The organism is Aristophania vespae (genome assembly GCF_009906835.1).
GTDB lineage: Bacteria > Pseudomonadota > Alphaproteobacteria > Acetobacterales > Acetobacteraceae > Aristophania > Aristophania vespae.
This window is the reverse complement of sequence record NZ_CP047652.1, coordinates 275,369-299,742: the sequence shown is the minus strand read 5'-3', so window position 1 is coordinate 299,742 and position 24,374 is coordinate 275,369. Positions and strand designations below refer to the sequence as shown.

Genomic DNA, 24,374 nt, shown 5'->3' with positions numbered 1-24,374 from the left:
CCGAGGGCATGGACGGGTTCCTACCCTGTTAATGCCATTTATGCAACCCCTTTAATCGTCTCTATACACCTTTTCATGGCGTTCGTGACGTTCCTGCGCCTCAATAGAGAGTGTTGCTATCGGCCGGGCTTCCAAGCGTTGAAGCGATATAGGTTCACCCGTTTCTTCGCAAAAACCGTAAGATCTATCTTCGATACGTAAGAGAGCCGAATCAATTTTTACAATTAACTTTCGTGCCCGATCACGAGTACGGAGTTCAAAAGCCCTGTCTGTTTCAACAGTGGCGCGGTCTGTAATATCCGCTTCATGAATGCCACCTTCTGAAAGGCTAGCTAAAGTATCACCCGACTCTTTGAGGAGTTCCGTGCGCCAACGAAGTAATTTTTGGCGAAAATACTCAAGCTGACGTTCATTCATGAACTCTTCATCGTCAGACGGACGATAGTCCGGCGAGAGCGTATTCATGCGCAAATCCCTATCCCGACATGAAGCCTATATTTACTGCATCACATAACGGCTGCTAAATACGGGCCAGTTCGGGGGTTTATATCCCGTATGTCTTGGATAGCCAAGACCCTATATGATTTTAGGCCTTAGCTAGTACTCACGGACACTTTATATATACCCTCATCGCGGCATTACAGCTTAGTTTTGCGCCAGAGCCAAACGGCTTGCCCGAACACGCAATACGCGCCTTTTTTCCATTTCCAGAACTTCAAATAACCATCCTGAGAAAACGACCTTATCGCCTTTAGCAGGTACACGTTTTAATAAAGCCATCATGGCTCCACCAAGCGTATGATAGCTCCCTGCCCCAGGAAACTGAGCAATATCAAGTTTAGAAGATACTTCATCAGCAGGCATGAACCCGTCAAAAATATAATCTTCCTGCCCTTGTGACGTCACAATACGTGCTGACTTGGGTTCTGTGGTCTCTTCACCAATAATTGCATCAAAAATATCGGATGCTGTGACAATACCCTCAAATGAACCATATTCATCAAGTACAAAAACGATTCCAAGCGTAATACCACGCAAGCGCTCAATCATAGCCTGTGCTGTTAAGCTATCGGGAATCACCGGAGGCTTACGCAAGACAGCGTTAATAGAGATTGGTAACCCCAGCAACAGGCGATCCATAATGTCTTTGGCTAAAATCACACCCACTGGATGATCAACATCACCATCACAAACAACAATGCGGCCAAAAGAACTTTGTCTTAATTTGCTGACAATAGTTTCTTGATCTGCGTTGCGATCCACCCAAAAAAGCTCGTTTCTTGGCGTCATAATAGCCCTTACAGGGCGATCGGCGAGTCTAAGTAGGCGCTCAATCATAGCGCGCTCCTCAGTCTCTAAAATTCCTGCCTGGGTACCCTCAATCAAAACTGCCTTTAATTCTTCTTCTGTCACGGCAGCCCGTGGAAGTGTGCCAATACCTGCCAGTTTCAGAACAAAGGAAGACGTTTTGCTTAATAGCCAAACAATCGGCTTTGTTAGAAAAGCTAAAGCTTCTAGAAAAAGCGATAACTTCATAGCAATAAATTCTGGCTGCTGAAGAGCGATCTGCTTCGGCACTAGCTCGCCAAAAACCAGCATGGCAAACGTAATCAGCGCTACGACAATAATGATTGATAATTCACTTGAGAAAGGCGCAAGCACTTCCCAGTGAACGATCCAGTGCTGAACGTCAATCTCTATTTGAGAGCCACCAAAAGCCCCTTCAATGATAGAGACAACAGTCATGCCAATCTGAACTGTCGGAAGAAAATTTTGCGGGTTTTCAGCCAGTCTCAATGCCCGCTCTGCGCCTGGCATATTTTGCCTGGCAAGATTTGCAAGGCGCGTTTTTTTGGCTGATATGAGTGCTAATTCTCCCGTTGCAAATAAGCCATTAAGGAGAATTAGCAAAATAATAATGATAAGAGAAACGATCATAAAAAACGGCCTCGCGAAGAAAATACTTCAAAATAAGAAATATCTTCTCCCCTTAACGGCCTAATCTCTCCCCTTATTCCGCTGCACCGACAGCTTCGGCTGACGATGTAACAGCCTTGCCATTAACGCGCACACGTGGCCCACGGCTTGGCTTAGCACTGGCTGAAAGCTTTTCCATCTGAGCTTCAACCTGAGCATCATAGTCATATTCAGCTGGACGCTGATTAGCTAAAGAAATTTCAGGCACCATCGGCTTTTCTGTTTCTGGTCCTGAAAATGCAACTTTAGCAATATGCCAGGGACGACGCACAGCATCCATCACAGCTGTTGATTCGTAACCAGAATGGACCATACAGTCAGCGCATTTTTCGTAAGCGCCTGTACCATATTGATCCCAGGCCGTGTCTTCCATAAGCTCTTTATAGCTTTTGGCGTAACCTTCACCAAGCAAATAGCAAGGGCGCTGCCAGCCAAAGACCGTACGCAAAGGTTTACCCCAAGGCGTACAATGATAATTTTCATTACCAGCCAAAAAGTTCAAAAATAGAGGTGATTGCGTAAACCGCCATTTCCGGCCTTTTCCTAAACGGAAAATGTCACGGAAAAGCTGTTTCGTTTTTTGACGGTTTAAGAAATGCTCCTGATCTGGCGCCCGCTCATAAGCGTAACCCGGAGCCGTCATAATACCATCAACACCCAGCTTCATGGCTTCGTCAAAAAAGGCAGCAACGCGCTCAGGCTGTGCACCATCAAAAAGTGTACAGTTAATAGAAACGCGAAACCCTTTCGACTTGGCGAGTTTTATTGCAGCAATCGCACGGTCATAAACGCCTTCCTGACAGACAGAGGCATCATGCATAGCCTTATCGCCATCAAGATGGATATCCCATGAAAAGAAAGGAGACGGTTTATAGTCGTTGATTTTCTTTTCTAGAAGCAAACCATTTGTGCACAAATAAACATATTTTTTTCGTGCAATGAGTCCCTCAATAATTTGGGGCATCTCTTTATGCAGCAAAGGTTCACCCCCTGCCACGGCAATCACAGGAGCGCCAGCTTCCGTATCGGCATCAAGACATTCCTGCAAACTCATTCTCTGATTCAAGATTTGAGCCGGATAATCGATTTTGCCACATCCCGCACAGGCAAGGTTGCAACGGAACAATGGCTCAAGCATCAGCACCAATGGGTAGCGTTTTCGCCCCGTCAGGTGCTGTTTAACAACGTACCGCCCTACGCGGACAGCCTGCATCAATGGTACAGCCATTATAATCCTCTAGTCATTCTCTCAGAGCCTTGATTCGGCTCTATTGAGTTCGCACACTTCCTGACGTGGCCGTCCCATCAGAAATACGAAAAAATCGCCTCTCTAACTTATATTGGACAGACAGCTTTAAAAAAACTGTATGACTCACATAGGAGCAAATTCACACTTATTCAGCCTGCATATATCCTGTTAGACAATATTTCTTCAACGGTTAAGCACTATATTATCATTTGAGCTGTAACATATCTGACACAGCCTTTGATGCGTTAATAGTATAAAAGAAAGCAAAAGGGTGAAAATCCTCTTGCACGAAACTCTAATTAGGAGAAAGAGCATGTTCACGACTCATCTTACTAAACTCACTTTTTCCACAGCTTTAGTTCTTGGAAGCTTAGCGTTCGTAGGAGGGAATTTTTCTCCAATTTCTGCTGCCCAGGCTGAGAAAGCAGCGCAGCTTGCCCCTGCTACCAACCCCGTTGTTCCTGTCCAGGGTTTATATGACGCTCTCGCAAAGATCGTTAAATCTTCTGAAGGGGTCTCTCAGCGAAAGAACATTGTTGAACCTGCCGTTGATAACGCTTTCAACCTCGATGAAATTATGCACCGCTCCATTGGACTGCATTATAATAACCTCAATAAAGATGAGCGGGCCTCCCTTTTACAGGCATTCCGTAATTTTACGGTAGCACGCTACGTTTCAACCTTTAAACCAGGTTCAGACACTGTCTTTACCATTGTCCCAACCGTCAAAACGACGCAGACAGGTCAGACTCTGGTTCATACAACCATTGGTGGCAAAGCCGATTCTTCCAATGCTACCTCTATTGATTATGTTATGAAACAAACAGACAAAGGCTGGCAGATTACAGACGTCCTCCTCGATGGTCATATCAGCCAGGTTGCTGCCCAGCGCTCTGATTTCAAAGCCGCTTTTGCTCAGGGTGGCGCCAAGGCCTTAACGCATGTTTTAAATCAGAAAGCGAACGACTTTTTAAGTGAATAAGCCAAAGTCGTCTTTTAGCCTCACTCCCGTTATATATGGCGGGAGTGAAGTTTATTCTAGGGCCATAAGCTCACGTGATAAGTATTTTACCGCTCTTATCAGGCTTGACGGGAGTTATATCTCTAGCAGGTCAGATTCAGACTATGCTTGGCAGCACACTTCTTGAGCGTTTTTCACAAAAGGCGAAAAAACTCAAAGATACCCTTGACCAAGAAAAACGCTCTTGGCCGCCTATAAGCATTTTAAAACCACTCAGTGGGGATGAACCTCTATTGGAAAATGCTTTAGAAAGCTTTTTTCAGTTAGATTATCCCTGCTATGAAATTGTGTTTGGACTTCATAACTCTACAGATACAGCCTTACCAGTCGTACAAAAACTATGCCAGCGTTACCCAAAACAACAAGTTTCAGTGGTTATTGACACATCACAACATGGCATTAATCGCAAAGTCGGCAACCTCATCAATATTCAGAAAAAATGTCGCTACGATATCTTCGTTATTTCCGATTCTGATATTCACGTTGAGCCAGATTACCTAAAACATATTGTTGCTACATTAGAGCAGCCAAATGTGGGACTTGTCACAACTTTATATGCCGGCTTCGCTGCTGATTCGCGCTTAGTACGGCAATTGGGCGCTCTTGCTATCAATGCTAATTTTCTTCCAGGTGTTATGATGTCTCGCATTTTAGGGCGAGAAGACTGCCTGGGAGCAACTATGGTTCTTACGAGAGAGAAACTGGCTAATATTGGCGGTTTTCAGTCTCTTGTTCATCATGTTGCTGACGACGCTCTTTTGGGCAAACTCATTAGAGACCGAGGGGAACATGTTGCACTGGCACCGACAATCTGCCGCACCACTGTTACAGAAGAAAGCTTCCATGAGCTTTATTCTCATGAAGTTAGATGGGGGCGAACTGTCCGCTCTGTAGAGCCTTTGGGATATGGTTTATCATCTATCCAGTTCCCTCTCTTTTGGGCTTCCTTAACTATTGTATTTTCTCCTCTCTCACCCATTTCATGGTTAATTCTAGCTTTAGGGTGGATCATCAGGGGGATAGTGGTTAAAAAAATTTCTCGTTTGACGAAATGCCCACTTCCGGGCATTTTTCCTTTCCTTATTATACGTGACTGGTTCTCAGCTCTTATTATGGTTGCAAGTGCAACCGGTTCACGCGTTGCATGGCGGGGGCAAACTGTGCATATCACTTCTGCAAAATCACATTCAGCAAATGCTAATGGAGCCTCTGCCCTAAAGTCTTCCCAGACAGCAGCCTCTAATTCAACTATAGACAGCCCACCCGGTATTAACAGGAGTGCCCGATAATGATGAGAACCCTTTTCTTACAACCCCCTTCCTTTGATGGATTTGATGGCGGTGCCGGTTCCCGTTACCAAGCAAAACGTGAAATCCGTTCATTTTGGTATCCTACTTGGCTCGCTCAACCAGCTGCCCTTGTCCCCGGCTCTCGTCTTATTGATGCGCCACCTGCTAAAATGGGCATGGGCCCCATTTTAGAAGATGTTAAAAATCGTGACCTCGTCATTATGCATACTTCAACCCCATCTTTTGGGTCTGACGTACGCGTTGCTAAAATGCTTAAAGAGGTTAATCCAAAGCTTATCATCGGTATGGTTGGCGCTAAGGTTGCCGTGCAACCTAATGAAAGCTTGGAAAAAGGTGATCCTATCGATTTCGTTGCCCGTAACGAATTTGATTACACCATTAAAGAAATTGCTGAAGGTAAGCCTTTAGCTGAAGTTGATGGTATCACATGGCGCAATGAAAATGGCGAAATCATCGCTAATAAAGACCGCGCCATGATTGAAGATATGGATGGCCTGCCATTCGTAACTGAAGTTTATAAGCGTGATCTTAAGATTGAAGATTATTTTATCGGCTATCTTAAACATCCTTATATCTCCATTTACACTGGTCGTGGCTGTAAATCACGCTGCACATTCTGCCTCTGGCCTCAAACAGTGGGCGGACACCATTACCGCACACGCAGCCCCGAAAATGTGGCTGCTGAAATTCGCCTGGCTAAACAGTATTTCCCTCAGGTCAAAGAATTCTTCTTTGATGATGATACTTTTACCGACGACCTTCCCCGTGCAGAAGCTATTGCGCGTGAACTTGGCAAAATGGGTATTACCTGGTCATGTAATGCAAAAGCCAATGTGCCTTACAGCACATTAAAAGTTCTGAAAGAAAACGGCCTACGTCTGCTCTTAGTTGGTTATGAAAGCGGAAATCAGCAGATCCTTCATAATATTAAAAAGGGTATGCGTATTGAGGTAGCGCGTGAATTTACTAAAAACTGCCATGATCTCGGCATTAAAATTCACGGCACTTTCATTCTTGGTCTCCCTGGAGAAACCAAAGAAACCATTCGTGAGACAATTAATTTTGCTAAAGAAATTAACCCTCACACATTACAGGTTTCTCTTGCTGCACCTTATCCAGGCACCTTCTTACACAAGCAAGCTACAGAAAATGGCTGGCTCAACGAGAATGAAGCTGAGTTGATTGATGAAAATGGTGTTCAAATTGCACCACTTCATTACCCTCATCTTTCTCACGAAGAGATTTTTAAGAGCGTTGAAGTTTTCTATAAAGAATTTTATTTCCGTCCTTCTAAAATCTTCTCAATTCTCAATGAGATGATCCGTGACCCACAAATGATGAAACGCCGCTTACGTGAAGGTATGGAATTCTTCCAGTTCCTTCGCCAACGTCACGCTTCTTAAGCACAAATTTTGCCTTTTTGGGCGTAAAGAAAGGTATGGTCTTTGGCCATACCTTTTTTATGTAAGCTTTTTTATTTCACTGTCCGAGATTAATCTATGCTCTCTTTCCCACAACGCCGTGTCATTATTTCTGCCGATGATTTCGGTATGAGTGAGGAAGTTAATGAGGCTATTGAAAAATCTCACCGTGATGGCGTTCTCACAACAGCGAGTCTCATGGTTGCTGGTCCTGCTTTTGAAGATGCCCTTAAAAGAGCACGCCGTTTACCCAATTTACGCTTAGGGTTGCATCTTGTCGTCATAGAAGGTGACTCAGTACTAAAAGACCCTCTTATTACTGATGAAAAAGGATGGTTTGGACGAGACCAGCTTAAGCTAGGTGTTTCTTATTTTTTCCATTTGGCAAAAAAATCCGCTCTGAAAAAAGAAATAGAAGCTCAGTTCCGTGCTTTCATGAAAAGTGGCCTGACATTAGATCACGCCAACGCTCATAAACACATGCATCTTCATCCAACTGTAGGAAAGCTCTTAATTCAGACAGGACAGGATTACAGCTTAAAAGCTGTAAGAACCCCTATGGAACCTGCCTCACCCCTTGGAGCCAAACTCACTTTAGGCGATGCAGCACTTGAAAAATGGACAAAAATTTTAAGAAGGCAAATTCGTCGAGCCGGCATGAAAACCAATGATTATTGCTTTGGGCTACGCTGGTCAGGCCACATGGTGCCTGAAAAAATACACTCATTACTCCCTCACCTCCCCCAAGGAGTCAGTGAAGTTTATTTTCATCCAGCTACACGGCAAAATGCGCAAATGAGCAGTCTTATGGCGGGTTATGAGCAAGAGCGAGAGCTTGAAACCCTCATTTCTCCTACAACCCGCCATATTTTAGAAAGCGAAAATATCAGCTCTATAGGTTGGAGCGATCTTTAAACCTTAAGAGCAAAATTATCTGTAGGGCGTGCACCCAGATGTGTGATAATGGCACCAGCAGCTTCATTACCCAGGCGTGCACATTCTGAATAATCACGCCCTTTAGCATAGCCTGCTAGGAAACCAGCAGCAAATGCATCACCTGCACCGGTTGTATCAACAACCTTTACTGACCTTGTTGGCACTTCATAACGATCTGCGCCAACAATAATGACAGACCCTTTTTCACCGCGTGTGATAGCGGCAATATTTGTCTCCTGAGAAACCTGAGCCAGAGCTTCTTCAAGATTGTGGGTATTATAGAGAGACAAAATCTCACTTTCATTAGCAAAGAGAATATCGACAGACTCTAATATGAATTTTCTGAAGTCATCTCTATGACGCTCAACACAAAATGAGTCGGACAAGGTCAAAGCTACCTTCCGTCCGGCTTCATGAGCAATTTTAGCAGCTTCGTAAAAGGCTTTTTGGGCTTTAATACGATCGAAAAGATAACCTTCGAGATAGGTCACTGCCGAATCAGCAACAACATCTTTAAGAACATCTTCAGGAGCAAACTCAACACATGCTCCCAGATAGGTGAACATTGTTCTCTGCCCATCTGGTGTAACAAGTACTATGCAACATGCTGTTGGTATTTCTTCATCACCCTTAGAAGAACCAAGAGGTTTGGAAGGAAAATGAATATGCTGTTCTTTCAGATCCGCAGCAAAATCTTCTCCTGCCTCATCTATCGCCACTTTTCCTAGATAAGCTGTTTTAATACCCATGCGTGCTGCAACTACGGCTGAGTTTGCGGTAGAACCGCCACCTGATACCTGAGTAATAGCAACATTTTGAGTTAGACGCTGTACGGTCTCTGCATCAATCAGTGTCATGCTACCGGGTGCCACCCGAAATTCTTTTAATATTTCTGGCTCAATCGATGCTGTCATATCGACAATCGCATTACCAATACACAGAAGATCATACTGGACAGAATTATTAGAGTTACTCATAACATTTCCAAACAAACTTTAGATGATTATTCCAGCATAGTGGTTCTTAAATCCGAATCAATATTGGAAATCGGCCAATTTTGTTAATTTTCAACAAAAGCAGCTTATTAAATTAGAAAAACAAACAATCTGTCACAGTTTCGCTTGTTGTTCACTTTATGGTGCGTATAATTCCAAAAATAATGAGGATGTTTAGGTCTAATTGAGTTTTATTTCACCTTACAGCTCAGTATTATAAAATAAACATCTTACGCACTCGATAAACCAGACACTATGAGGCTCCCTTGTTCAAAAAAAACCGACAAAATGACGAAAAGAATATTATCGAGAATACTGTCTCCAGACCTGTATTTCCTCAACCTCCTGTCGAGCCCTCCGCAGATACAGCTTCGCCCACACAAAATCGCGAAGTCACACCTCCTTCTCCAGTATCTGCGCTGACACCTCGCCCAAGACCTAACTTATCGCTTTCATCTTCCTCAACCGGCACACGATCTTCGCAAAATCAGCATGGTTCTTTAAAAACTCTTGTTATTAGCCACGGTATCAGTATCCAGGGCTCTATTCAGGATGCTGAACGCCTTGTTGTAGAAGGCACGGTTGAAGCAAATATCATTAAAGCGAAAGAATTTGTTATTGCCCATGGCGGCATCTTCCGCGGAACAGTAGAAGCTGAAACTGCTGAAGTAGCAGGTACGATTGATGGTGAGCTAAAAGCTTTTGGTAGCCTAACAGTTCATTCCACAGGGCGTTTAATTGGCAAGGCTGCCTGTCACCGCTTACAAGTTGAGGATGGCGGTCAAATCACCGGTCAGCTCGAAATGATTACCAGCACTCAGGAGCCTGCTTCACCTTTGCGTAAAAAGCTGCCAGAAAATCAAACTCCAGAGTCTAAGTAATTTCGCCCTTAATATTCTAATAAAAAGCCGCTCTGTTACGAGCGGCTTTTTATTAAATCACAATGGCAGCATTAACTAACCATCTCGGCGGTCGCGAATCCTGACATAGGCAATAGCTGCATGCTCGGCACAATAAGGCTTACCAGGCAAAGGCGTTGCGCCACAAAAATGAAATTCTGGTGTTCCAGGGTCGCCCAGTGGCCACTGACAAGAAGGCCCACGCTTTAAAGGGCGCTCCATAATATCACGCACTCTTTTAGGACGTACAATTGGCTTTACCACAGCTGTAGGTGCTGTTTTGGCCGCAGCTATTTTAGTAGTCTTACCCTCTTTTTTGGAGACTGGTTTTTTTACATCTGCCCTTTTCTCTCCTTCAGAAAGCCGGGCTTTAACTGTATTTTTGGGCTCTGGAAATAAAGCTTTTTGCGTAGCTTCAGCTTTTTTCTTTGTTTCAGCAATATTCTTAACTCTTGTGCCAGCCTCAGCAGCATCTTTATCTGTTGACTGACCTTCAGCTGTTTCTTTTACCTTTTTCACCCGCTTTGTAGGGGGTTTACGGCGCGCCGGTACTGCAACCTCGCCGTCTTTTACTGCCTTATTACGAATAGGCGAGGGACGTGGAGGTAAACCGAGACGATGTGCCTTGCCCACCACAGCATTTTTCGTGATAGATAGCTGGCGCCCGATCTCCGCCGTCGAAAGCCCTTGGCTCCATAAATCCCTCAATCTGGCGATGAGATCATCTGTCCAGTCCATACTATCCGCTTCCTTCTCTTACAAACCACGTAATTTCACATTTGGCGCATGCTAAAACGCTTGATAGCAAAACTAACTCACAAACCGAAGAATTTTAGTTTGAAACCTTTAAACCAGTCTTAAGTCATTGCTGCGCATCACAAAAGTGCAACTCACCATTTTTAATCATTAAGGCCTTTTTCCCCGCTAAAAGAGATTGCGCTTCTTGACCAAAAATCTCATAGCGCCACCCCTTTAAAACGGGAAGATCAGTTTCACCACTAGCTAACTTTTCCAGCTCATCGCCAGAAGCAACTAATCGTGCAGCAACATGATGTGCCTCGCTTCTCAAAACCAGTAATGTTTTCAAAAGCGCTATAACAGCCTGAGGACTTTTTTTCGCGTCAGGTTTTTTCTTAAAAGGAGAAATGGGCAAATCTTCTTCATCCATCTCCTCCCCCTATTAATGGCATTTAACAAACCCTGAGCAGAATTACCTTCAGCAAAGTTATTTGTCACACCACGAATACGCGCTAAATCTTGCGGTGTTTTGGGCTTAACTGCCGCAATTTCCATAAGACTTTCGTCACGTATAACTCTTTGACGTGGCAAATCTAATTTTTGGGCTTCAATTTCACGCCATGCAGCGCATTCCTGCAAAATTCCCAAAATCCGGCGATTATTGGTTCTGGCCTTTAATTTACGCCATAAATTACGAGGGTCAGGCCGATAAGTCGCTACGTCTGTAAGGCTAGTCTGCTCAACCTTGACCCATTCTAGCCGTCCCTGTTCTTCTAATTGCTGATGCAATTTTTGATAAACAAGACGCAAGTAAGTCACATCGGCTGCAGCATAAGTGATTTGGGCGGGACGCAGCGGTCTTGCCGCCCAGTCACTAAAACGATGAGCTTTATCGATACGACATCCTGTTAAAGAGCCAACCAGATTATCATAACCTACCTGCTCTCCAAATCCTGCAACCATAGCAGCGATTTGTGTGTCAAAAACCGAAACAGGCATTTCGTCAAAAATATGAAGAAAAATTTCTAGATCCTGTCGCGCCGCATGAAAAACTTTTAAACACTCTTTTTTGGCCAAAAGATTTTTTAACGGGGTAAGATCAAGCCCTTGAGCACATGTATCTATCAGCACAACATCTTTTACGCCTGCTAATTGAACAAGGCATAATTGCGGCCAATAAGTCCGCTCACGGACAAATTCCGTATCTATGGTAACGAACTCTTCTTGCGCTAAAGAGTTACAATATCGTGCCACTTCCTCAGAAGAAGTGAGCATAACTGGTTCGGAAAAGGCAGGACGCTTAGACATGGCGCGCATCCTACACAATCCTTTTGAAACTAGCCATATTTTTCGGTGTTAAGGGGGTAATTTCATCCCCCTCTCCACTAAAAAATTTTATCCTAAGTGCTTATCAATCCAGGCTTTAAGCTGACTTTTAGGCAAAGCACCCGTTTGTTGGGCAACAACTTCGCCATTTTTAAAAATCATTAAAGTTGGGATACTTCTAACGCCAAAAGTCGTTGGTGTTTGTGGGTTACTATCAATATCGACTTTTGCCACTTTTAACTTGCCCTGATAATCAGCTCCAATTTCTTCTAGAGCTGGACCAATCATTTTGCAGGGACCACACCATTCAGCCCAGAAATCAACAAGGACAGGACCGGAGGCTTTAAGAACATCATCTTCAAAGCCTTGATCTGTAACTGCAACTGTATGAGCGCCCATGAGCTAACCTTTTCACGTTTTTTCTCAAAATAGAGTAATTTTACTCCCTTTGATATTGTAGCCCTTTGTGAAATCACAAGAGCCCATTAGCTCTTTTGCATGATAATAAATTTGAAATTTAAAGTTGCCCTTTTAATAAACTATCCGGCAACTCAGTTATTTCTGGCCCTTCGGTCCAAAGCAAAAAGCATCTTATATCGTGGCGTGGGTATAATTGTTTCATCACAGCTTTATAAGCCGCCATTTGCCTCAAATAAGGAGCTGGCGTTAGGGAAACATGCTGTGGCGGGTGCCTGTTTGTTTTATAGTCACATAACCACAAACTGTCTTTTTCCAGGCTAAAGCGGTCCACCTTCCCTAAAACAACGCGCCCTTCACTGCCTTCACCTATATCAGCAGCACTCAAAGTGCCAGAAATTGACTGTTCAGCACGACTATTTTCGCCAAATAAAGGTAAAAAACGAGGGTCATCCAATACGTTAAAAATTTCACGCAATAACGCATTTATATTTTTCTGAGTTAACTGCCATGCTGGTCGAGACAGCCAGGATTTGGCCACCTGATAGCGTTCACTTCGAGGCACCTCTGGAAGACGCTGCAACAAGCGGTGAATTAACTGGCCACGTTGCAGGGCTTTTAACCTGCTAGCCTGAGCCGAAGCAATTTGATCCTTACGATATAAAATATCCAGAGGTGAGCGTGCCGCCGGTGGTGGTCCAAACTCTACCCCTTCAGGACGGCTTGGCGTGAGGGGACGGGCCAGAGCATTTTCTAATGGAGCCTTTTCTGCAATCCAATGTGGAGCTGTGCCACTCCAGGCAGGTGGCGCTGATTTCGCTTTTTTTGGAAAAGACACCGGCAAATGAGAGACAGTTTCGGGTAATTCTTCCAAAACATGTTTGGTCTCTGCCCAGGAAAATTCCAGTTCCTCCTGAGAACTATTTTTTATCCTTTTAAAAGCCTCTTCGCATAAATGATACCAAGCGCCTTCTTTGGGGCTCTTTTCTTTTCCCATCCACAAATAATGAGCATGTCACTTGCCCGTGTTAAGGCAACATAAAGCAGGCGATGACTTTCATCTTCAGCACGTTTTTTAAGCTGACTCCGCATTTCATTAATGCTGTCAGTCGCCATGGGAGCACGCGGTACCCAAAAAGGATAAGACTGACCACTATAATGAGGCCACAATAGATCAGCCTCTTCTCTCGGAGATGATGTTGTATCTGGTAAAATAACCATCCGCGCCTGAAGCCCTTTTGCCCCATGCACAGTCATAATACGCACTTCATCCGAAACTGTTTCGGCTTCTCTGCGTGTTTCAATAGCGCTTTCTTCTACCCATTGCAGAAAACCCTGCAAAGAAGGCGCATATTCACTTTCATAAGTAAGGGCCATCGACAAAAGTTCATCTATCGATTCAGATGCCTCAGGCCCAAGCCGAGCAAAAATACGGCTACGGCCACCCAGAGGGCCAAGCGCTTGCATTAACAGCTCAAAAGGTGAATCGAAATCTACCCTTCGGTAAAGAGCTGATAGGCGCTCCCATATATCCTGCCATTCGGGTCTTTCCTGATGACGATCACGCAGTACATCCCATAAAGGACGACCTTTTTTACCTAAAAGAATACGCTTTTTATTGTTCGTAATCAGATCCATTAAAGAGGAATCACTTACCCCACCAAAAGGAGAAGTCAAAACACTGCTCAAGCTCAAATCATCTTGAGGTAAAAGCAGCGTTGCACATAAAGTGAGCAAATCACGCACGGCCAGCTGCTCTGTTACTTTAGCACGCAAAAAGCTTGCAACGGGCACTGAACGCGTTTTTAAGGCACGAATGAGAGCCGGGATAAAAGCAGACCGTTTTGAGACGAGAATTAAAATATCGCTCGCTTTTAAGGGAGTTTTTCCTGGTTGAGGAATTGTACCTATTTTATCTCTAATCCACTGCGCCAGAGACTCTACAAATTGCTGCATCGCTGTTTGCTGCATCTGATTATGCAACGGAGCACGCCACGGTGAATCATCATTATCATCATCTGCCTCATTAAGAGGGACAAGAGGCCAGAGCTCCACACGCCCCCCTTGACCAGGACGTGCAGAAATATGACGCGCAGGGGCATGACTGCCCTCTTCTACCAAACCTTTTGCCGCAATCTCGCTTGCAAAAACCTCATCAACAAATGTGAGAACAGGCGTTACAGAACGAAAAGACACATTAAGTTCTGGTTCACGCCACAGCAAATTTGCTCTTTTGACCCGTAAGGCAAATTCCTTACGCCATTTATGAAACTGCTCTGGCTCAGCACCTTGGAAGCTGTAAATTGACTGTTTGAAATCACCCACAGCAAAGATAGTGCGTGGACGCACTAACGCTTCATGTGCCCCTTCACCAGAAAAAAATTCTGACGTTAAGGCCCCTGCTATTTCCCATTGCAGACCAGATGTATCCTGCACCTCGTCAAGTAAAAGATGCTCTATACCCCCATCGAGCTTATAGAGAACCCATGCTGCACCAGGATCACGTAACAACATCCTTGTTCTGGTAATAAGATCACCATAATCTACCGAACCACGGCGGTTTTTTTCAGTCTGAAAACGAGCAAAAAGCGGCAAACTTAAAGCGAGAAGATCTTTGTTTAATGTAATAAGCTCAAAAGCCTTTTTGGCCTGAAAAATTTCGTACCGTCTTTTTGCTTCCTGTTCCAATAAAGAAAGCAGCTCAGGCGCTAGCTCTCGGGCAGCTTTACAGACAAGAAGATTCATTTTCTTTGGTTTTTGTTCTTTTGTCATAAAAACAGAATCCAAAGAAAAGGCTTGTCTCTGAGCTGGAGGCTGCCTTAGCCAGTCCAAAAGAGGTTGGCTTAAATCACGGCCCTTTGCTGTCAGTGCAGAATCAGCCAATTCAAATTGTGCTATAAGCTCCTTTTCAAAAGGGGAAAAACGATCCTGCTCTTCTAACGTTTCTAAAGTCAGATCCTGTAAATTTAAGAGCTCACGATAAGCCAGCTCACCTTCATGTGGGAACTGGCTCCAGCGTTTCATAAGGGCACTAAAATCTTCAGATTTTTCGATAAATTTTCCCAAAATCTTTAGCATCGTCTCAAGAGACACCTGACCAGCAAGCGAAACTGCTTTTTCAGGATGGGCCGCTATCTCACTTTCAAAAGCTTGATTAAGCAGCAACCTCCCCTCTGTTTCTTCAATAAGGGAGAAATGAGGGTCCAGAGCCGCTTCTAGCGGAAAACGTCGCAAAAGAGATTGACAGAAAGCATGAATCGTCTCGATCCTGAGACCTCCTGGCAAATCCAGGACTTTAATAAATAAACCACGAGCAGAAGCACGTGTTTTTTCGGTATTTGGCACAGCCAGGGCATCTAGTTCTTGTCCCAAAGCCTCATCTGAAAGGGTGACCCATTTCCCTAGACGGGATTGCAAACGGCTCGCCATCTCGGCCGCCGCCGCCTTGGTATAGGTCAAACATAAAATACGCCTTGGATGTGTGCCTTCCAAGATGATGGTCTTTCCTTCATCTTCAACTTCTATAGGCAACATAAGACGTAATAAGCGATCAATCAGAAGCTTCGTTTTTCCTGATCCGGCTGATGCAGATACAAACACAGATGCTTGTGGATCAGACGCTAAACGCTGTGCCCGGTCGGCTGTGGCAATGGCATCATCTTGAGTTATGGAAGAATTCTGCATGAAAAATGCTTACTCATCGCCTGAATTATAGAACCACTCATCAACACGAGCGAGTTGCGTATAGTTAGAATATTGAGGAGCGTACCCTATTCTGGGCCTTGAAAGATAAGCTCGGTCTGGCTGATCATAGTCATGAAGTAAATGGCGCACATTGTCCAAAGCCTGATCAATAATATCTTGATGTTCCGGCTTTTTATCAAGTGAAAGCAGATGACGCACTTCACCAGATTGCGCGGCCCCACTTAATTTCCAATAAGTTAATTCTTTGATACGAGCGGGATTCAGTCCCTTAAATGCTCCCTCTGCTAAAAGGGCAGCCTCTAATATTAGCTGTGAGCTCCATCCCTGGCGCACATTTTTAATTTCTGGAAGAGCACCAGTTTTATAATCAAAAATCTGGGCAAAATGAGTGCCTTCGTCATTATGATCGAAAACATCAATACGATCTGCTCGCCCCGTAAGATGGATTGCCCCCCTGGTAAAGCCTCAAATTTATAAGAAGCTTCAATTTCCGTATAAGAACGAAAAGGAACTTTAGCACTCCTGATGACACGCTCCTGCTCGTAAACCCATTGAGCAATGCGCTTTAATCTTGGTTTCCACCAGGCATGTAAAGCAGCACGAATTGAAATTGCCTTTAGGGCCTCATCAAAATAATGACAAAGCTCATTAAGAGCCTGAGCCGGCCATTGTCGCGGATAACGGCGTGTCATCGCTTCCATAGCGCTATGAACCACCAAACCAAAGACGAAAGGCTCAGCCTTTTCTTCAAGCGGGCGGAGTGCTCTTAACTGTAAGACACGCTCGGCATAAAGACCGTACGGATCTCTAATGAGCGTGTCTATGTCAGTTATTGATAACTGCCTCGGTCTTAGTGCCAAAGGCGGCCGTGGCTGAGGAGGAGATACAGGCTTGGCATCACCCAAAGGCAAATCGATATATGACTGCCAATCCAGAGCAGGATGAGAGGGTAATTTTTGTTCACTAGCCGATAAAACTTCCTGCCCCGATAAAAAAGCTTCAAAACGCGCTAGCCACCTTGAGGGAACAGTTGGCTTTCCCCCTTCTCTACCTGCATAGGCAAATACGACATTTTGGGCTGAAAGAATGGCCATTGTAAAATCATGAGCGCTTTGCCCTATTGTTCTTTCGGGCGATAACAGGCCAATTTTCTGCCGCATGGGGCGACTAAGCCACGGACCAGGGTCAGCAGATGGGGGCCAGCTATTTTCAACCAGCCCCCCTAATATTACGGTATCAAACGATAAAAGACGTGCTTCTAAAACACCCAAAATTGAAATGCGCGGATGAGCAAGCTCTATACCATCTTGGTGGCCTCTTAGACCTCGCAGCGTCATATCAGCCATTGAGACAGTCAGAAAACCCTCCACGCCACTGATTGCTTCCTGTGGAAGATCCTCGGTATAGGTCATCAAATCAATGAGATGCTGTGACATCATGGCCCCATCATCTCCTCGCCATAAAGGAGAGAGAGGCGCCTGAAGCAAAGAAGGCTGTTCGTTATTTTCAGCCACGAAAGCCAAAGATTCAGCACAACGAACTAAAGCTTCTAACCAGACAGGCATAGGATGAAAGCCCGTCAGGTTTAAAAGGGGGGCAAATGCTTTTTCAAGTTTTTCGAGAAAAGCTTTTAAACGCTGCTTTAAAGAGGATGTTTCTATATTTTGCGTCTCAGCCTTATAAACACCACGCCCAGAAGATAATCTTTCTTCCAGGGCAGCATAAAGACCAGGAAAACCTGCCTCAGGCGCAGGCCCACGCAACACGAATTTTTCCAAGAGCCTTGCCAGAGAGCGACATTCTCCTGGCTTCATTCCCAAAGAAGCAAATGGGTGTTTTAAAAGTGATAATAAAGGCACAGGCGCCAACTGGCTAGAAACTGCCTGAGCAATTTGCCTTAAAAAAACTGCAACAGGAGTACGGCTTAATGATTCACCAGCACTATCATCTGCGTGAATCCCATAACGCAGTAACGCAGCTCTTACTCTTTTTGCTAAATCACGATCAGGCGTTACCAGAGCGGCTGATTTACCAGGATGTGAGGCAACATCGCGCAAAATAAGAGCAATTGTTACAGCCTCTTCCTGAATATCAGCCGCCTTCAAAAGCGATAAGGCTGAAAGATCAATAAAATTTTTTCTATGAGCCCAGGAGGCAAGACCTTCTTCAGGTAAAAGCACCTCTCGCAATAAATCTTCACGCTGAGGATTGACCGGCTTGCCCCAAATTTCGAGTTCAGATCGCTCAACATGTAATTCAGCCAAAAGATCACGAAATAAAAATTGCGGATGAGATTCTGATAAAGCTTCCCATAAGGAGTCTTCAAGAGCCATATCTACGGCCTGTAAAATCACAACCCCTTTTGGCAAAGAAGCAACAACTTTTAAAAAATCCCCGACACCACTTAATCCATCCGAAAACCCTATAGCCCACACAACCGTTGAAGGAGGATGGCGCCGCCAAAGTTCCGCATGTGTTTTAAGAAGGGTTGCATGTTGCGCAACGGGGTTCGTAAGGCCCTGCTCTTTTAGCCATTTTGGCCAAAACTCTGTAACAATCTGTAAAAATAAAAGTGTTTGTTGCCAATGATGGGCAAATTCTTCTTCAACAGCTTTAGGAAGTGCTTCTTTTAAATCAATATTGCACCGTTCAGCCTCATCCATTAATTCAGCCAAGGCTCGGGCAAGTGGCCAGACACGCTCTAAACTTACTGCCTCATCACCCTGTGCTGACCGAAAAAGAGGGGCATGCAAAATTAATTGTGAAAGCACTGACAAGCGTCGCATGGGATCAACTGGTGGTGCGAGTTCTGCTTCAAGTGGCAGCGTAAATAAATCACTTTCACCAACATCACCAATAGCAACAATATCAGGCAAAAGAGCCGCACGGCCATCAAGCACGCGTAAAAAAGCTTCCATCAAGGCTCGGGCGGCGCGTCGACCAGGGACTAGAATGAGCCCCCTTTCGCCTAGATCATCTCCATCCTGCACCCCGCCCAACCCAATCTTTTCTATCCAGGATTGGGCAACACTATCTAAAAATGAACATGATGCGGGAATGGTTGCTACCGTCATAATGCCAGCCCAGTTAAGCGCTCTTCGGGCCAACCTTCTAATAAAACCTTGCGTTCATTTTCAGCCTCTCCATAACTAAATGTTAAATGGAGCGCATTTATTGGCAAAAGCTCCTCTGCTCTTTGTGGCCATTCTACGATCATAATAGCCTCACAAGCATCGTCCCATGCTAATTCATAAAGCTCATCAGGGCCTGAGAGGCGCCATAAGTCATAATGAAATACAGGTCCTTTCACCGTGTCGTAAGGCTGCACGAGAGAAAAGCTAGGACTAGGCACGTCCAGAGCAGGATCTTCACTCAGGACCCGCAAAAAACCACGGGCAAAAGTACTTTTGCCCGCACCGAGTTCACCTGTTAGAGCCAAACAATCACCCGGCTCTATTCTTGCAGCTAGCTGAGCCGCAAGAGAGACTGTTTTTTGAGGAGAAGAGAGAGTCAAAAGCACTTTAATGTCTCTCCTCTTACGTCATAAAAGTCTTTTTGGAAGTGCGCGTATAGTCTCCGGCAAGAGTGATACTTGCTTTGCCAAAACCGTCTCGGAATTTTTTCCAACTGCAATGTGATAATTACCTTTAATGATCACCCAATAACGCGTCTTTGCATCAAAGCAAGCTAGTAAGCGAAGTTCTATTGCAACTTCAGCATAACGGCCTTCGCATAGGGCCTAATGCACTTTCAAAGCCCATCGGACGTGTCAAAAACCCGTTTTATCATCGTCAGGCCCCTAGGGGCTGTAGCACTGACTATTTGTCTTTATCAGAGATTATCACGCTAGCTGTCATTGTCTGACTCATAACGCAAAGATCAGGCTCTTTTATATCAAATTTCGTATGAGAAAGACCATAGCTAAGCGGAAAAAGAGATCGGACTTTTTTACGGGCAAACTCATAATACTCAAAATCTAATCCTGAGTGAGCTTTCCTACAACTAACCCCGGTGCCCATCTTCGCATATTAGAGCTTTATTTCAATCAGAGCTGACAAGGTTACGTCGAGCCTCTGGGCATTGACCGGCAAAATACTTAATTATCGAAACAATTTTTGGGAATTGAGCCTCCCTTACGGAAAAGGCTGTAAACTCACTTATCTCGTCAAAAACTACCAAAACCATTTGTTTGATATCTTGGGTGAAAGCAATAACAGATTTTGAAACAAAGAGCTTTATGCAGGTAAATTTCGGACCAGGCCCATTGTCAGGAATAAGTGGAATATTGCGACACTCACACATCCCCTTCATCTGGTTCTAGGCACTCCTTAAAAGCTAATTATGAGAGATTGCTTTAAAAGAAATGGATTCATTTTGAAGTAAAAATGTTATTTTTTGGGAGTTCCTGGCCTTAAACCCTACCAGAATACTTAAAAAGGGCTTATGAAGCACTATTATGACTCAAAGTTTTTCTTACACTACTGACATTGCCATCATCGGTGCAGGTCCAACCGCTCTTTTTGCCGCTTTCGAGTGTCGGATGCTACGTCTTAACTGCGTACTGATGGACGTTCTCGATAGTGTAGGAGGCCAATGCGCCGCCCTTTATCCAGAAAAGCCAATTTACGACATTCCTGCACATCCTTCTATAACAGGGGGTGATCTAATCGCAGCTCTAGAAGCTCAGATAGCGCCTTTTGATATTCCTAAACTCCTGGGTAGCCGTGTGACGACCCTTGAGGGAGTAAGAGGCAAGTTTGTGCTTGGAAATGAACGCGGGGATAAAGTTCATGCCAAAGCTGTAATCATTGCAGCAGGTGCGGGTGCATTCGGGCCCAACCGCCCCCTCTCGAAGGGCTAGATGATTATGAAACTGGCGGTACAGTTCACTATTACGTTCGCAAACGTGCAGAATTTGCGGGCAAGCGCCTTCTTATTGCTGGTGGCGGAGACTCAGCCCTAGACTGGGCCTTGTCTCTTTCTGACATTGCCGAACATGTTTATCTCTTACATCGTCGCGACCGCTTTCGCGGCGCCCCCGAAACACTGGCTCAAATCGAAGAAAAGGTAAAAATAGGAGCAATAGAAAAAATTGTTCCCTATCAGCTTCACGCCCTAAAAGGACAAAATGGCCTTTTATCGGGAGTTGATGTTATTTCCCTCGAAGATGAAATCCGTCACTTAGAGGTCGATCATCTACTCGCTTTTTATGGGCTGTCTACTGATTTAGGTCCTATTGCAACATGGGGCATACAAACCCATCGCAGTACGGTAATGGTAAACCCAGCTACTTTAGAAACAAGCACACCAGGTATTTTTGCCATTGGTGATGTTGCCTCTTATCCTGGAAAATTAAAACTTATCTTACAAGGTTTTTCAGAGGGCGCTATGGCGGCTCATGCCGCTTATCCCATCGCCTACCCTGAAACCGCCTTGCGTTTTGAGCATTCCACAAGCCGCGGTAAACCTTCATAAGAAATAAGGGAAACCATCAGGGTTAGTTCTCCAAACTTATGAGCAAGCCGATATAATGTCTTTGTCCAGAGCTGAACGAGGCTGTAATTAACAGTGATGACCGGGGCCAGAATTTTCTGGCCCCGGCCTTTTTGTGGCACTATTGATTACGCACAAGCATAATTATCAGAATAGCAAAATAAAGCTTGTTAAGGTCCCAAGCCTTTCTAAAAAGCAAAGATAGCGAAAAAGCAGCGCCCTGCTTTCTGTTACTTATACAAATTGTTGCATAAATAGGAACAAGAGCGTGCCCATAAGCCTCGCTTACGAGTCGCCCTTGAATTTAAAGATAAAATGCGAATGTGACCGGAGTAATATGGAAAGATTGAATCCTCTTTTGAAGCGATGACTCCTATTCGATATTTCATTCACTAGCTCTTCATAAGAGCCTCTCGGAATTTTTTTTGAGCCAAGAAGGCCTCACCGCAGAATCAAAAGACAGGCTTTTTTAAATCACCAAGTCAAGAAATACGACTTTAGAGCCACCATTTTCGACGAGTGTTTTAATAGCATTATTAAAGATTTTTCCATGCTCTGTCGCCATATGAGCACGAAAAGCGTCCTCATCCTTATATGTTTCTTCTACATGAAATAAATCTGGGTCTTCCGCCAGGGTGTAAACCACGAACCGGACATTACCAGGCTCGTTACGCACATTATGAGCAAGACCAGTAAGAAGTGTGCGGAGTTTTTCACGACAATCAGGAAGAGCGCGCATTGTGGCATATAAATTTTTCATCGCCATGGATCATGTCCTTTGTATAATAAGGGAAAAATTCCTTTATTTAGTCATATACCTATCTGAAAGAAGATGCATTGCAGAAAATTGTGAGAGAGACTTTATATGCCCCTCTCGCACTTTTTCTTAGACAAGTTCTAAGTAACGATAATTGTTATCTCATTAAAATTTTTGCTTACCAGCCCCCTTTAACCACCGGGGAACAAAAAAAGGGCCGGTAAACCCGGCCCTTTTCTTGAAGTATCTTAAGCTTCTTTGCTACGGGCTGCCCGCTTACGTTCATGCGGGTCAAGATAGCGTTTTCTGAGACGAATGGCAGAAGGTGTAACTTCAACCAATTCATCTTCCTCAATATAAGCAATGGCTTGTTCCAGGCTCATTTTACGAGGTGGCGTAAGAAGAAGAGCCTCATCTTTACCAGCAGCACGCATATTTGTGAGTTTTTTCTCACGAACAGCATTCACTTCCAGATCATTTTCACGAGAATGCTCACCCAAGATCATTCCTGTGTAAATTTTCTCGCCAGCACCAACAAATAATGTACCACGATCCTGCAATGAGAAGAGCGCGTACTGTGTTGTATTGCCATCTTCAGCTGAGATTAAAGAGCCGTTGCGACGTCCCTCAATTGGTCCAGCATAAGGAAGATAGTCGTGGAACAGGCGGTTCATAATCCCTGTGCCGCGTGTATCGGTCAAAAATTCGTTGTGATAGCCGATAAGTCCGCGTGAAGGGATGAGGAAGGTAAGACGAAGCTTTCCTCCTCCAGAAGGACGCATATCTTGCATCACACCTTTACGTAAGGACATTTTCTCAACGACAGAACCGGAAAATTCTTCGTCAACATCAATGAGAACTTCTTCAAAAGGTTCTTCACGCTCACCTGTTTCGGTGTTCTCTCTAAAGAGAACGCGAGGACGGCCAATTGTAAGCTCAAAACCTTCACGACGCATTGTCTCAATCAACACACCAAGCTGAAGCTCACCACGACCCGCAACTTCGAAAGCCTCACTCTCGGGGCTATCAGATACCTTAATCGCGACGTTACCTTCGGTTTCTTTGAAAAGGCGGTCACGAATCTGACGCGATGTTACCTTTTTGCCTTCACGGCCACCGAGCGGACCATCATTGATACGGAAGGTCATGGACAAGGTTGGCGGATCAACAGGCGTTGAAGGAAGAGGACCTTCAAGAGCAGGATCAGCAAATGTGTCAGGAATTGTTGCTTCGGAAAGCCCTGCAATAGCGACAATATCGCCTGCTTCGGCTTCGTCGACGGGCACACGCTCAAGTCCACGGAAAGCAAGAAGCTTTGTGGCGCGGCCTGTTTCAACAATCGTACCATCCGGTCTGAAAACACGAATCGGCATGTTGACCTTGGCGCGGCCCTGCTCAATGCGTCCGGTCAAGATACGGCCCAGAAAGTTGTCACTTTCAAGGATCGTTGAAACCATCGCAAAAGGCTTATCTTTATCAAGACCGGGTGAAGGCACATGTTTTAGGATAAGATCAAAGAGTGGTGAAAGGTCTTTTTTAGGCCCATCAAGCTCCATGTCAGCCCAGCCCTGACGACCAGATGCATAAAGCATGGGGAAGTCAAGCTGCTCTTCTGAGGCGTCGAGCGCTGCAAAAAGATCAAAAACCTCGTCATGCACTTCGTCAGGACGTGCATCGCTACGGTCAACTTTATTAACGACCACAATAGGGCGTAAACCGCGTGCTAATGCTTTACCAAGCACGAATTTTGTCTGAGGGAGAGCCCCTTCAGCAGCATCAACCAAAATGACAGCGCCATCAACCATGCTGAGAATACGCTCAACTTCACCACCGAAATCGGCGTGGCCTGGGGTGTCAACAATATTGATACGCGTATCTTTCCAGACAACTGACGTACATTTAGCGAGAATGGTGATACCACGCTCACGCTCTAGATCATTATTATCCATAGCGCGTTCAGCAACATGCTGATTCTCACGAAAAGAACCAGACTGTTGCAGGAGCTGATCAACAAGTGTTGTTTTCCCATGGTCGACATGGGCAATAATGGCAATGTTACGAATATCCATGGCGATCTTCCAGGGAACAATAGTTTAAGACAGAATGTGCTGTCTTCTGCACTGAATTAGA

18 protein-coding genes and 2 pseudogenes are annotated in these 24,374 nt (G+C 44.7%); 6 read left to right on the top strand and 14 right to left on the bottom strand.

Features of this window, described 5'->3' with window-relative positions; genetic code table 11:
* Positions 1-51 precede the first annotated feature (51 nt).
* The 3 genes from dksA to hpnH all read right to left on the bottom strand — a co-directional run bounded on the left by dksA (position 52) and on the right by hpnH (position 3,205).
* Complete coding sequence (gene dksA / locus GT348_RS01385; RefSeq protein ID WP_160618198.1) at positions 52-465, bottom strand: RNA polymerase-binding protein DksA; 414 nt, start codon at positions 463-465, stop codon at positions 52-54.
* A 180-nt stretch (positions 466-645) separates the two neighbouring features.
* The gene (locus GT348_RS01380; protein WP_160618197.1) at positions 646-1,938 is read right to left on the bottom strand and encodes a hemolysin family protein; all 1,293 of its coding nucleotides are present in this window, start codon (positions 1,936-1,938) and stop codon (positions 646-648) included.
* Between the two features lie 73 nt (positions 1,939-2,011).
* Complete coding sequence (gene hpnH / locus GT348_RS01375) at positions 2,012-3,205, bottom strand: adenosyl-hopene transferase HpnH (RefSeq protein ID WP_160618196.1); 1,194 nt, start codon at positions 3,203-3,205, stop codon at positions 2,012-2,014.
* A gap of 334 nt (positions 3,206-3,539) precedes the next feature.
* On the opposite strand from hpnH, the gene GT348_RS01370 reads away from it, so the two are divergent.
* From GT348_RS01370 to hpnK, 4 genes are all read left to right on the top strand, one after another.
* Positions 3,540-4,208, top strand: a complete 669-nt coding sequence (locus tag GT348_RS01370) for an ABC transporter substrate-binding protein (protein ID WP_160618195.1) — start codon at positions 3,540-3,542, stop codon at positions 4,206-4,208.
* Between the two features lie 74 nt (positions 4,209-4,282).
* Positions 4,283-5,536, top strand: a complete 1,254-nt coding sequence (gene hpnI, locus GT348_RS01365) for a bacteriohopanetetrol glucosamine biosynthesis glycosyltransferase HpnI (protein ID WP_160618194.1) — start codon at positions 4,283-4,285, stop codon at positions 5,534-5,536.
* The gene (gene hpnJ, locus GT348_RS01360; protein WP_160618193.1) at positions 5,536-6,960 is read left to right on the top strand and encodes a hopanoid biosynthesis associated radical SAM protein HpnJ; all 1,425 of its coding nucleotides are present in this window, start codon (positions 5,536-5,538) and stop codon (positions 6,958-6,960) included. The genes hpnI and hpnJ overlap by 1 nt, the downstream gene beginning before the upstream one ends.
* A gap of 96 nt (positions 6,961-7,056) precedes the next feature.
* A complete protein-coding gene (gene hpnK / locus GT348_RS01355) occupies positions 7,057-7,893 on the top strand; it encodes a hopanoid biosynthesis-associated protein HpnK (RefSeq protein ID WP_160618192.1) in 837 nt (278 codons plus the stop codon).
* Here the strand turns inward: hpnK and GT348_RS01350 are convergent.
* Complete coding sequence (locus GT348_RS01350) at positions 7,890-8,891, bottom strand: adenosine kinase (protein WP_160618191.1); 1,002 nt, start codon at positions 8,889-8,891, stop codon at positions 7,890-7,892. The genes hpnK and GT348_RS01350 overlap by 4 nt on opposite strands.
* A 284-nt stretch (positions 8,892-9,175) precedes the next feature.
* Between GT348_RS01350 and GT348_RS01345 the strand changes: the two genes are divergently transcribed.
* Positions 9,176-9,790, top strand: a complete 615-nt coding sequence (locus GT348_RS01345) for a bactofilin family protein (protein WP_201740051.1) — start codon at positions 9,176-9,178, stop codon at positions 9,788-9,790.
* Between the two features lie 75 nt (positions 9,791-9,865).
* Here the strand turns inward: GT348_RS01345 and GT348_RS01340 are convergent, their stop codons facing one another.
* The 8 genes and pseudogenes from GT348_RS01340 to tsaE form a co-directional block, all read right to left on the bottom strand.
* Entirely contained in the window at positions 9,866-10,546 is a 681-nt protein-coding gene (locus GT348_RS01340) for a GcrA family cell cycle regulator (RefSeq protein WP_160618190.1), read from the bottom strand.
* Positions 10,547-10,670: 124 nt separating this feature from the next.
* Positions 10,671-11,863: pseudogene (gene rnd, locus GT348_RS01335) on the bottom strand (ribonuclease D).
* A 78-nt stretch (positions 11,864-11,941) separates the two neighbouring features.
* A complete protein-coding gene (gene trxA / locus GT348_RS01330) occupies positions 11,942-12,271 on the bottom strand; it encodes a thioredoxin TrxA (RefSeq protein WP_160618189.1) in 330 nt (109 codons plus the stop codon).
* A 118-nt stretch (positions 12,272-12,389) separates the two neighbouring features.
* Entirely contained in the window at positions 12,390-13,163 is a 774-nt protein-coding gene (locus tag GT348_RS09640) for a PD-(D/E)XK nuclease family protein (protein WP_369692613.1), read from the bottom strand.
* Between the two features lie 53 nt (positions 13,164-13,216).
* Positions 13,217-15,973, bottom strand: a complete 2,757-nt coding sequence (locus GT348_RS01325; protein WP_369692612.1) for a UvrD-helicase domain-containing protein — start codon at positions 15,971-15,973, stop codon at positions 13,217-13,219.
* Positions 15,974-15,982: 9 nt separating this feature from the next.
* Positions 15,983-16,414 (bottom strand): PD-(D/E)XK nuclease family protein, encoded by a 432-nt coding sequence (locus tag GT348_RS09550; RefSeq protein WP_256375727.1) that lies wholly within the window; start codon positions 16,412-16,414, stop codon positions 15,983-15,985.
* Positions 16,300-19,068 carry a double-strand break repair protein AddB gene (gene addB / locus GT348_RS01320; protein ID WP_256375723.1) on the bottom strand — a complete coding sequence of 923 codons (2,769 nt, stop codon included), beginning with the start codon at positions 19,066-19,068 and terminating at the stop codon, positions 16,300-16,302. The genes GT348_RS09550 and addB overlap by 115 nt, the downstream gene beginning before the upstream one ends.
* Complete coding sequence (gene tsaE, locus GT348_RS01315) at positions 19,065-19,514, bottom strand: tRNA (adenosine(37)-N6)-threonylcarbamoyltransferase complex ATPase subunit type 1 TsaE (protein ID WP_160618188.1); 450 nt, start codon at positions 19,512-19,514, stop codon at positions 19,065-19,067. The genes addB and tsaE overlap by 4 nt, the downstream gene beginning before the upstream one ends.
* 936 nt (positions 19,515-20,450) lie before the next feature.
* Here tsaE and GT348_RS01310 point away from each other — a divergent pair.
* Positions 20,451-21,469, top strand: a pseudogene (locus tag GT348_RS01310) (NAD(P)/FAD-dependent oxidoreductase).
* Positions 21,470-21,956: 487 nt separating this feature from the next.
* On the opposite strand, the gene GT348_RS01305 reads toward GT348_RS01310, so the two are convergent.
* On the bottom strand, positions 21,957-22,253 hold the full coding sequence (locus tag GT348_RS01305; RefSeq protein ID WP_236646535.1) for a putative quinol monooxygenase: 297 nt from the start codon (positions 22,251-22,253) through the stop codon (positions 21,957-21,959).
* A 239-nt stretch (positions 22,254-22,492) separates the two neighbouring features.
* The gene (typA, locus tag GT348_RS01300) at positions 22,493-24,313 is read right to left on the bottom strand and encodes a translational GTPase TypA (protein ID WP_160618187.1); all 1,821 of its coding nucleotides are present in this window, start codon (positions 24,311-24,313) and stop codon (positions 22,493-22,495) included.
* Between the last annotated feature and the right edge of the window lie 61 nt (positions 24,314-24,374).